The organism is Pseudomonas sp. zfem004, from assembly GCF_032621715.1.
Lineage (GTDB): Bacteria > Pseudomonadota > Gammaproteobacteria > Pseudomonadales > Pseudomonadaceae > Aquipseudomonas > Aquipseudomonas sichuanensis.
Map to the genome: position 1 here is coordinate 118,299 of NZ_JAVYJF010000014.1, position 10,326 is coordinate 128,624.

Annotated in this window: 7 protein-coding genes; 2 read left to right on the forward strand and 5 right to left on the reverse strand. The window is 63.8% G+C overall.

The window, feature by feature from the left end:
- Nucleotides 1-210: 210 nt before the first annotated feature.
- From RTH46_RS16620 to ttgA, 3 genes are read right to left on the reverse strand one after another with little or no spacing between them, the layout of a single operon-like run.
- Nucleotides 211-1,656, reverse strand: a complete 1,446-nt coding sequence (locus RTH46_RS16620) for an AdeC/AdeK/OprM family multidrug efflux complex outer membrane factor (RefSeq protein ID WP_153787884.1) — start codon at nucleotides 1,654-1,656, stop codon at nucleotides 211-213.
- The gene (gene ttgB / locus RTH46_RS16625) at nucleotides 1,653-4,805 is read right to left on the reverse strand and encodes a multidrug efflux RND transporter permease subunit TtgB (RefSeq protein ID WP_153787885.1); all 3,153 of its coding nucleotides are present in this window, start codon (nucleotides 4,803-4,805) and stop codon (nucleotides 1,653-1,655) included. The genes RTH46_RS16620 and ttgB overlap by 4 nt, the downstream gene beginning before the upstream one ends.
- A gap of 3 nt (nucleotides 4,806-4,808) precedes the next feature.
- Nucleotides 4,809-5,963, reverse strand: coding sequence for a toluene efflux RND transporter periplasmic adaptor subunit TtgA (gene ttgA / locus RTH46_RS16630; RefSeq protein ID WP_110993741.1), 1,155 nt, complete (start codon nucleotides 5,961-5,963; stop codon nucleotides 4,809-4,811).
- A gap of 256 nt (nucleotides 5,964-6,219) precedes the next feature.
- Between ttgA and RTH46_RS16635 the strand changes: the two genes are divergently transcribed.
- Nucleotides 6,220-6,852 (forward strand): TetR family transcriptional regulator, encoded by a 633-nt coding sequence (locus RTH46_RS16635; protein WP_153787886.1) that lies wholly within the window; start codon nucleotides 6,220-6,222, stop codon nucleotides 6,850-6,852.
- 157 nt (nucleotides 6,853-7,009) lie between these two features.
- Here RTH46_RS16635 and RTH46_RS16640 read toward each other — a convergent pair whose 3' ends face one another.
- Nucleotides 7,010-8,461 (reverse strand): MDR family MFS transporter, encoded by a 1,452-nt coding sequence (locus tag RTH46_RS16640; protein WP_153787887.1) that lies wholly within the window; start codon nucleotides 8,459-8,461, stop codon nucleotides 7,010-7,012.
- Between the two features lie 358 nt (nucleotides 8,462-8,819).
- Between RTH46_RS16640 and RTH46_RS16645 the strand changes: the two genes are divergently transcribed.
- Nucleotides 8,820-9,689 (forward strand): oxaloacetate decarboxylase, encoded by an 870-nt coding sequence (locus RTH46_RS16645; RefSeq protein ID WP_153787888.1) that lies wholly within the window; start codon nucleotides 8,820-8,822, stop codon nucleotides 9,687-9,689.
- A gap of 21 nt (nucleotides 9,690-9,710) precedes the next feature.
- Here RTH46_RS16645 and RTH46_RS16650 read toward each other — a convergent pair whose 3' ends face one another.
- Nucleotides 9,711-9,884, reverse strand: coding sequence for a hypothetical protein (locus tag RTH46_RS16650; protein ID WP_189654521.1), 174 nt, complete (start codon nucleotides 9,882-9,884; stop codon nucleotides 9,711-9,713).
- Between the last annotated feature and the right edge of the window lie 442 nt (nucleotides 9,885-10,326).

Here is a 10,326-nt window from a genome sequence, read left to right on the forward strand (position 1 = left end):
CTGCGGGTGCGGGCCGCAGGGGACGGGCGTCTTTGTGAGAACTTGTGCAACGTTGCGTGGGCGATGGTGCGGGGGAGCGTGGGGGCGAGGCAATTCGCCGCAAGCGGAACGGGGCGATTATCGAACGCAATGTTGGTTGCCCCGCGATTGGCCGGTTCAGGCAACAAAAAGCCCACCGCGAGGGTGGGCTTTTTGTTGTTGCCGGTGTAATCAGCCTTTTGGCGACTCTACCGACGCTTGCTGGTTGGTCTGCTCGTACCAACCACCACCGAGGGCCTTGTACAGGTTGACCTCGCTGACCAGCTGCGACAGGCGATCGCCGATCAGCGACTGCTGGGCGCTGAACAGGTTGCGCTGGGCATCGAGGAAGGTCAGGTTGCTGTCGATCCCGATACGGTAGCGGCGCTCGGCCAGGCGGTAGTAATCCTGGTTGGCGGCCACCAGGTCGCGTTGCGCCTGCAGCTGCTCTTCGAAGGTCTTGCGCGCCGCCAGGCCATCGGAGACTTCCTGGAAGGCGGTCTGGATGGTCTTTTCGTACTTGGCGACGTTGATGTCCTTCTGGATCTTCGAGTAGTCCAGGCTGGCCTTCAGGCTGCCGGCGTTGAAGATCGGCAGGTTGATCTGCGGCTGGAACAGCCAGGTGCCCTGGCCGCCCGAGAACAGGTGGCCCATGTCGGGGCTCAGGCTGCCGGCGTTGGCCGTCAGGCTGATGCTCGGGAAGAACGCGGCGCGGGCGGCGCCGATGTTGGCGTTGGCGGCCTTGAGCAGGTGCTCGGCTTCCTGGATGTCCGGGCGGCGCTGAAGAATATCGGACGGCAGGCCGGCCGGCACTTCGGCCAGCTGGTCGGCATTGAGCTCCAGCGGCTTGGCCAGGTTGGCCGGGATGCCGGTGCCGATCAGTACGGCCAGGCTGTTGGCGTCCTGGGCGACCAGGCGCTGGTACTGCGAGTACTTGACCCGCGCGCCTTCCACGGCGGTGCGCGCCTGGCTGACGTCGAGGGCCGAAGCCACGCCCACTTCATTGCTGCGGCGGGTGAGGTTGTAGCTTTCCTCGTAGGTTTTCAGCGTTTCTTCGGTCAGCTTGAACAGCGCCTGGTCGGCCTGCCAGGTGTAGTAGGCGTTGGCCACGCTGGCCACCAGGGCGATCTGCGTGGAACGGCGCGCCTGCTCGCTGGACAGGTAGGTTTCCAGGGCCTGCTCGGTCAGGCTGCGCACCCGGCCGAACAGGTCCAGCTCGTAGGCGCTGACGCCGAGGGTGGCCGAGTACTGGCTGGTGATGCCGGCCTCACCGGACTGCGACATGTTCGCCGGCACGCGCTGGCGGCTGCCGCTGCCGGTGGCCGAAATCGCCGGGTACAGGTCGGCCCGCTGGATGCGGTACTGGGCGCGGTAGGCGTCGATGTTCAACGCCGCCACGCGCAGGTCGCGGTTGTTTTCCAGCGAGGTCTGGATCAGCTGCTGCAGCGCCGGGTCGTGGAAGAACTGGCGCCAGCCCTGTTCGGCTGCGGCCACGTTGGCCGACTCGGTCGGCGAGTACGCAGGGCCTTGCGGCCACTGCGCAGCCACCGGCGATTCCGGGGTCTGGTAGTCAGGGATCAGCGAGCAGCCGCCGAGAATGAAAGCGGTTACCGCCAGGGACAGAAAAGACTTGGTCATTGCCCAGCCTCATAACGTGGAGTTTCAGGGGTGGCGTCGGTTTTCGGCTCTTTGCTGCCGAACAGCGACGACACTGCTACGAAGAACAGCGGTACCCAGAAGATGGCCAACACGGTCGCACTGATCATGCCGCCGATCACACCGGTACCGATGGCGTGCTGGCTACCGGCGCCGGCGCCACTGGCGATGGTCAACGGTACCACGCCGAGGATGAACGCCAGGGAGGTCATGATGATAGGGCGCAGACGCATGCGGCACGCCTCGATGGCGGCGTCGTACAGGCTGCGGCCCTGTTCGTGCAGTTCCTTGGCGAATTCGACGATCAGGATCGCGTTCTTCGCCGCCAGGCCAATGGTGGTCAACAGGCCGACCAGGAAGTACACGTCGTTGGACAGCCCGCGCATGCTGGTGGCGATCAGCGCACCGATGATGCCCAGGGGCACGACCAGTACCACGGCGATCGGGATCGACCAGCTTTCGTACAGCGCTGCCAGGCAGAGGAACACGAACAGGACCGAGAGGGCGAACAGCGCCGGCATTTGCGAGCCGGAGAGTTTTTCCTCGTAGGACATGCCGGTCCAGGAGTAGCCGATACCGGCTGGCAGTTCGCCGGCGATGCGCTCGACTTCGGCCATGGCTTCACCGGTGGAGTAGCCTGGGGCCGGGGCACCGAGGATCTCGACCGCTTCAACACCGTTGTAGCGCGACAGTTTCGGCGAGCCGTAGGTCCACTCGCCCTTGGCGAACGAGGAGAACGGCACCATCTCGCCGGCGCCATTGCGCACGTACCATTTCTGCAGGTCTTCCGGGCTCATCCGCGCGTTGGGCGCGCCCTGGATGTAGACCTTCTTGACCCGGCCACGGTCGATGAAGTCGTTGACGTAGTTGCCGCCGAGGGCGATCGACAGGGTGCTGTTGATGTCGGCGATGGTCACGCCCAGGGCGCTGGCACGTTCGTCATCGATGGTCAGCTGGTACTGCGGTTCGTCGTTCAGGCCGTTCGGGCGCACAGCGCTGAGAATCTTGCTCTGCGCGGCCTTGGCCAGGAACTGGTTGCGCGCTTCCATCAGCTTGACGTGGCCGACACCGGCGCGGTCCTGCAGGAACACGTCGAAGCCGGTGGCGTTACCCAGCTCCAGCACCGCAGGCGGGGCGAAGGCGAACACCATCGCGTCACGGAAACTGAAGAAGTGCTGCTGGGCGCGTTGCGACAGCTTGAACACGCTGTTCTCGGCCGAACGTTCATCCCACGGCTTGAGCATGATGAACGCCATGCCCGAGCTCTGGCCGCGGCCGGCGAAGTTGAAACCGTTCACGGTGAACACCGAAGCCACGGTGTCGGCTTCTTCCTTGAGCAGGTATTCGCGCATCTGGTCGACCACCACCTGGGTGCGCTCGGCACTGGAGCCGGCCGGGGTCTGCACCTGGGCGAACAGCACGCCCTGGTCTTCCTCGGGCAGGAACGCGGTGGGGATACGGGCGAACAGCCAGATCATGCCGACCACGATCAGCGCGTAGGCCAGCAGGAACGGCACCTTGTTGCGCAGGATGGTACCGACGCTGCGCTCGTAGCCGACCACGCTGCGGTCGAAGTTGCGGTTGAACCAGCCGAAGAAGCCGCGCTTGGCCACATGGTGCTCGCCCTTCTTCAGCGGCTTGAGCATGGTGGCGCACAGGGCCGGGGTGAAGATCAGTGCGACCAGTACCGACAGGCCCATGGCCGAGACGATGGTGATCGAGAACTGACGGTAGATCACACCGGTGGAGCCGCCGAAGAAGGCCATGGGCAGCAGTACCGCCGACAGCACCAGGGCAATACCCACCAGCGCGCCCTGGATCTGCTCCATCGAGCGTTTGGTCGCCTCCTTGGGCGGCAAGCCCTCTTCGGACATGACCCGTTCGACGTTTTCCACCACGACGATGGCATCGTCCACCAGCAAGCCGATGGCCAGCACCATGGCGAACATGGTCAGGGTGTTGATGCTGAAACCGGCCGCCGCAAGGATGCCGAAGGTACCCAGCAACACCACGGGCACGGTCATGGTGGTGATGATGGTGGCGCGGAAGTTCTGCAGGAACAGGTACATCACCAGGAACACCAGGACCACGGCTTCGATCAGGGTGTGGATAACCCCGCTGATCGATTCGGTGACCACCGGGGTGGTGTCATACGGGAACACGGCCTTCACCCCAGGCGGGAAGAAGGGTTCCAGGTCGCTGATGGTCTTGCGCAGCGCCTTGGCGGTATCCAGGGCGTTGGCGCCGGTGGCCAGCTTCACGGCAAGGCCGGAGGCGGGCTTGCCGTTGAACTGGGCGCTGACGGCGTAGTTCTCGCCGCCCAGACCGACTTGCGCGACGTCGCCCAGACGTACCTGGGAGCCGTCGCTGTTGACCTTGAGCAGGATCTTTTCGAACTGCTCGGCGGTCTGCAGGCGGGTCTTGCCGATGATGGTGGCGTTGAGCTGGGTACCCGGCAGGGCCGGCAGGCCGCCGAGCTGACCGGACGACACCTGCACGTTCTGCGCGGCAACCGCGGTGCGCACGTCGACCGGGGTCAGCTGGAACTTGTTGAGCTTGGCCGGATCGAGCCAGATACGCATGGCGTACTGGGCACCGAACACCTGGAAGTCACCCACGCCTGCGGTCCGCGAGATCGGGTCCTGCATGTTGGAGACGATGTAGTTGGCCAGGTCGTCCTTGGTCATGCCGCCGTCTTCGGACACCAGGCCGATCACCAGCAGGAAGTTCTTCACAGCCTTGGTGACGCGGATACCTTGCTGCTGCACTTCCTGCGGCAGCAGCGGGGTGGCCAGGTTGAGCTTGTTCTGCACCTGCACCTGCGCGGTGTCGGCGTTGGTGCCCTGCTCGAAGGTGGCAGTAATGGTCATGCTGCCGTCGGAGTTACTTTCCGACGACACATAACGCAGGTTGTCGATACCGTTGAGCTGCTGCTCGATCACCTGCACCACGGTGTCCTGCACCGTCTGCGCCGAGGCGCCCGGGTAGGTCACGGCGATGGCGATGGCCGGCGGCGCGATGCTCGGGTACTGGTTGATCGGCAGCTTCAGGATCGACAAGGCGCCGACCAGCATGATCACCAGGGCGATCACCCAGGCGAAGATCGGGCGATCGATAAAGAACTTCGACATGGTTTACTCCGCTTTGGCGTCTGCTTTCGCCGCGTTGGCCTGATCGGGGCCGGCCGGCTTCTTGACGTTGGTGGCTTCGCTGACCTTGACCTCGACGCCTGGGCGTACGTATTGCAGGCCTTCGGTAATCAGGCGGTCACCCGGGTTCAGGCCTTCCTCGATCAGCCAGTCGCTGCCCAGGGTACGGCTGGCCTTGAGCTGGCGCAGTTCGACCTTGTTTTCCTGGTTGACCACCAGTGCGGTTGGCGCGCCCTTGAGGTCGCGGGTCACGCCCTGTTGCGGGGCCAGGATGGCGTTGGCATTGACCCCGGCCTTGAGGCGGGCGTGCACGAACATGCCTGGCAGCAGGGTGTGGTCGGGGTTGGGGAAGATCGCGCGCAGGGTCACGGAACCGGTGGTTTCGTCGACGGCAACTTCCGAGAACTCCAGGCGGCCCTGCTGCTTGAACAGGCTACCGTCTTCGAGCACCAGCTGCACTTGCGCGGCGTTGTCACCGGCCTTCTGCAACTGGCCGCTTTCCAGGTCACGGCGCAGCTTGAGCAGCTCGGCGGTGGACTGGGTGACGTCGACGTAGACCGGGTCGAGTTGCTGGATGGTGGCCATGGCGTTGGTCTGGCCATTGCTCACCAGCGCGCCTTCGGTGACCGAGGAGCGGCCGACGCGACCGCTGATCGGTGCCAGCACCTTGGTGTAGCGCAGGTCGATCTGGGCGCTCTTGAGTGCGGCCTCTGCCTGCAATCGTTTGGCATTGGCGTCGTCGTATTCCTGCTTGGAGACGGCCTGCTCGTCGATCAGTTGCTTGTAGCGTTCGGCCAGCGAGCGGGTAGCCTGCAGGTTGGCCTGGGCGTTGGCCAGGTTGGCTTCGTAGACGGCGGGGTCGATCTGATAGAGCTGCTGCCCTTCCTTGACGTCGCTGCCTTCCTTGAACAGGCGCTTGAGGATGATGCCATTGACCTGCGGGCGGACTTCGGCGATGCGGTAGGCCGTGGTGCGCCCCGGCAGTTCCGAGGTCAGGGTGAAGGACTGGGGTTGAACGGTGACGACGCCGACCAGAGGAGCCTGCGGCGCAGGCGCGGCTTCTTCTTTCTTACAGCCACTGAGCAGGGTTGCCAGGGCCACGGCGGAAACCAGGGCGGTTACGGCTGGCTTGAATTGCATGAGGATCCTCGGGTCGCTGGAGCAAGGGAGCTCAAGAATAGTGGAAGTGTCTTGTCAGAAAAACGCTATCCGGTGGATTAATAGCTTGCTACCGAATATACTTACATTCATGCTTGTTTGTAAATACCGCCGGTGGATTGCGTAGCCCCCACCGCGAACCGCTCAATTACCCCCGGGAACGGCCCTTGAAGAGGCGACCCCGGCCTGATTCCCGCCCGCCAGAAGTGCGTGCGGGGCCTGAAGAGGTTGTGCTGCCATGGTCCGTCGAACCAAAGAAGAAGCCCAGGAAACCCGCGCCCAGATCATCGAGGCGGCGGAAAAGGCCTTCTACAAGCGCGGGGTTGCGCGAACCACACTGGCCGACATCGCTGAGCTCGCGGGGGTGACCCGTGGCGCGATCTACTGGCATTTCAGCAACAAGGCCGACCTGGTCCAGGCGCTGCTCGACTGCCTGCACGAAACCCACGACCACCTGGCCCGGGCCAGTGAGAGCGAGGATGAACTCGACCCGCTGGGTTGCATGCGCAAATTGTTACTGCAAGTGTTCAACCAGCTGGTGCTGGATGCCCGAACCCGGCGTATCAATGAAATCCTGCACCACAAGTGCGAGTTCACCGACGACATGTGTGAGATTCGCCAGCAACGCCAGAACGCGGTAATCGACTGCCATGTGGGCATCGCCCTGACCCTGACCAATGCCGTGCGGCGTGGGCAATTGCCTGCCGACCTCGATTGCGAGCGTGCTGCCGTGGCGCTATTTGCCTACGTTGATGGCCTGATCGGGCGCTGGTTGCTGCTGCCGGACAGTTTCGACCTGCTGCGCGATGCCGAAAAGTGGGTGGACACCGGGCTGGATATGCTGCGCTTGAGCCCAAGCCTGCGCAAATGACACTTTGTGAAGGATTGTGAGGGAGTGTCTCTCTTGGCGGGTTAAGGGGGGATTAATGCTCATCACCTCGGGGTATGCGAATCGTGGGAGCTGGCTTGCCCCGCGATCGCGAACTTGAAGTTGCCAATGCAATCGCGGGGCAAGCCCGCTCCCACGATCACCGCCCGCGCAACTGCCGATCCGGCAACGCCAGCGCAGCCAGCAACCCAAGCAACGAAGCCCCTGCACTGGCCAGCAGCAGATGCCGGAACGTTTCCAGCAACCGCGCCTGGGTCTCTGGATCCGCCTCACCTGCCTTGAGGCTGCCCAGCAGAGGATTGCCCAGCAGCTCGAAACCACCCTGTTGCAACAACGCCAGCAGCAGGCTGGACATGCACGCCACCCCCATCGCCCCACCCAGCGAACGGAACAGGTTGGTGGTGCTGGTGGCCACGCCGATGTCCTTCGCCTCCACTGCACTCTGGGTACCCACCAGCGAGGTAGGGAACTGCAACCCGCAGGCGACGCCGGTCAGCAGCATGAACAGTGCGCTGAGCCAACCCGATTGCGGTGGTGTCAGGGCCATGGCAGCGATGGCAACCGGCATCAGCAGCGCGCCGGTCAGGATCTGTGGCTTGAAACGCCCGGTGCGGCTGGTCATGCGCCCACCGGTGAACGCGCCGAGCGGCAGCCCCATGGCCAGCGGCAGCAGGTGCAGCGCGGCGCTGTCGGCGCCGGCCCCGGTGATGCCCTGGTAACGCAGGGGCATGAGCATGGTCAGCGATATCGACTGGAAGCTGGCGAAGAAGATCACGCACCAGCACAGCACCGCGACCCGGTTGCCGAACAGGCTCATCGGCAGCAGTGGCTCACGGCAACGTCGCTCGTGGGCCACGAACACCAGCAGCCCGAGCAGCGCGCAGCCCAGCAGTACCAGTACCGGTGTCGACTGCCAGGCATGCCCCTGGCCCACCAGGGTGATGCCCAGCAGCAGGCTGCCCAGGCCAATGATCATCAACACCGCGCCCAGGTAGTCCACCTGTACCTCGCGGCGTTTCACCGACAACCCGTCGAGGGCACGGTGGATCGCCCACAGCGCCACCAACCCCAGCGGCAGGTTGATCCAGAACACCCAGCGCCACGACAGGTACTCGGTCAGCCAGCCGCCCAGCACCGGCCCGGCGACACTGGCCAGGGCGTACATGCTGCTGAAATAGCCTTGGTAGCGGCCACGTTCGCGTGGCGGCACGAAGTCGCCGATGATCGCCTGGCTTACCGACACCATGCCGCCTGCGCCGATGCCTTGCAGCACCCGCGCCAGCACCAGTTGCGGCATGTCCTGGGCCAGGCCGCAGGCAATCGAGGCGAGGGTGAACAGCGCGGTGCCGGTGAGGATCATGCGCCGCCGGCCATACAGGTCGCCGAGCTTGCCGTAGATCGGCACGGCGATGGTCATGGCTACCATATAGCCGGAGATGACCCAGGCCAGCAGGCCGACATCGTTGAACTGGGCGGAGATCGCCGGCAGCGACACGGCGACGATGGTCTGGTCGAGGGCGCCGAGGAAGATCGCCAGCATCAGGGCGGTCAGTACGCTGCGCAGAACGGTAGGGGGCAGGGCGGCGGTCACGGAAGCTACCTGGTTGTGATCAGCTCATTCGGAGTGGCCTGATTGTAACCTGAGTTGAGTAGCTTCCTATGTACTCTGTGCATCCCCTATGCAAGATCGGCATTGGCGCATTCATCCAGTGCTGCATGGCTGCGTGATATCGTACAACGGTCGCAGAGGCTGAAATCCGGGGCTTGCACCAGCATGGTGCAGCGTTTTGCCACAGGGTTTCGCGTTGCTGTATTTCCACACCTTTTATTCCTCTGCCTGCATGACAAGCATGACCGCCTCCGATGGCGACGGTTGGATCAGTCAGGTAGACCCGATACAGGGGTCGGTTGTCAGCCGCTCAACATTTCTTATTACAAGCGGAGTCATCATGTCCAAGGCTTCCCACCACGATCTGCGTTTTGCCTTCCGCGAACTGCTCGCTTCAGGTTCGTGCTATCACACCGCTTCGGTCTTCGACCCCATGTCTGCGCGCATCGCCGCCGACCTTGGCTTTGAAGTCGGCATTCTCGGAGGCTCGGTCGCCTCGTTGCAGGTACTGGCCGCGCCGGACTTTGCCCTGATCACCCTCAGCGAGTTCGTCGAGCAGGCCACCCGCATCGGCCGCGTTGCCCAGCTGCCAGTGCTTGCCGATGCCGACCATGGCTACGGCAACGCCCTCAACGTCATGCGCACGGTGATCGAACTGGAGCGTGCCGGGGTCGCCGCCCTGACCATCGAGGACACCCTGCTGCCGGCTCAGTTCGGCCGCAAGTCCACTGACCTGATCCCGGTGGAAGAGGGCGTCGGCAAGATCCGCGCCGCACTGGAAGCCCGCGTCGATTCGGCCATGGCGATCATCGCCCGGACCAACGCCGGGGTGCTGAGCACCGAAGAAATCATCGTGCGCACCCAGAGCTACCAGAAGGCCGGTGCCGATGGCATCTGCATGGTGGGGGTGAAGGACTTCGAGCAACTGGAGCAGATCGCCGAGCACCTGAACGTGCCGCTGATGCTGGTCACCTACGGCAACCCGAACCTGCGTGACGACGAGCGCCTGGCGCGCCTGGGCGTGCGCATCGTGGTCGACGGCCACGCCGCCTACTTCGCCGCGATCAAGGCCACCTACGACTGCCTGCGCCTGCAGCGTGGCCAGCAGCACAAGTCGGATAGCCTCAACGCCACCGAGCTCTCGCACACCTACACCCAGCCGGAGGACTATATCCGTTGGGCCAAGGAATACATGAGCGTCGAGGAGTGACCGGCGTGCGGCGCCGTCGCTTTATCTGACGGCGCTCAGAGTTGCGGTGTGGGGCACGCAGTGTTCCTGCGCGCAACTGGCTGCGGTGTTGGGTTGGCTGCGCAGCAGCTCGACCCGCCAGCAGGCCGAGCCGTACAGCCCGACGACGGCGGCCAGGGCAAAGACCAGCGCGCAACGCCTGGACTTGATACTCATGGTGCTTACCTCCTGTTTTTGTAACAGGTGATAACGGTAAGCATAGGTCTGTCCCGAATATCTGCACTGCTGGCGGGGTGAACCGTTCACGGTTTGCAGCGCCTATGAGATCGAGCGCCGCCCGCGCGGCGCATCGCTGGCAAGCCAGCTCCCACATCTGTTTCGGGCCAGTTACTCCTGCTGCCTCATCACTGTCCGCCTTGTTGGTACGACGCGGTTTCAGTGTGGGCATTGCCGCCGCCCCACACGACTCAAGACATGCACCAAGGCGGGTAGCGGTACTTTCACAGGACTCATTGGCCCGAAACAAATAATGAAATGGCTACCCCCGCCTCACCCTGTGTCAGCCCCTAAGCTTTCACAGGGTGCCTATTCGGAGTGCAACGCCATGAACAATGTCGCCATCGTCGCCATCGACTTGGGAAAGTTAAGCTTCCATGTC

Coding starts and splice junctions, on each gene's coding strand:
- RTH46_RS16620 (WP_153787884.1), bottom strand. CDS start 1,656: ATGACCAAGTCTTTTCTGTCCCTGGCGGTAACCGCTTTCATTCTCGGC.
- ttgB (WP_153787885.1), bottom strand. CDS start 4,805: ATGTCGAAGTTCTTTATCGATCGCCCGATCTTCGCCTGGGTGATCGCC.
- ttgA (WP_110993741.1), bottom strand. CDS start 5,963: ATGCAATTCAAGCCAGCCGTAACCGCCCTGGTTTCCGCCGTGGCCCTG.
- RTH46_RS16635 (WP_153787886.1), top strand. CDS start 6,220: ATGGTCCGTCGAACCAAAGAAGAAGCCCAGGAAACCCGCGCCCAGATC.
- RTH46_RS16645 (WP_153787888.1), top strand. CDS start 8,820: ATGTCCAAGGCTTCCCACCACGATCTGCGTTTTGCCTTCCGCGAACTG.
- RTH46_RS16650 (WP_189654521.1), bottom strand. CDS start 9,884: ATGAGTATCAAGTCCAGGCGTTGCGCGCTGGTCTTTGCCCTGGCCGCC.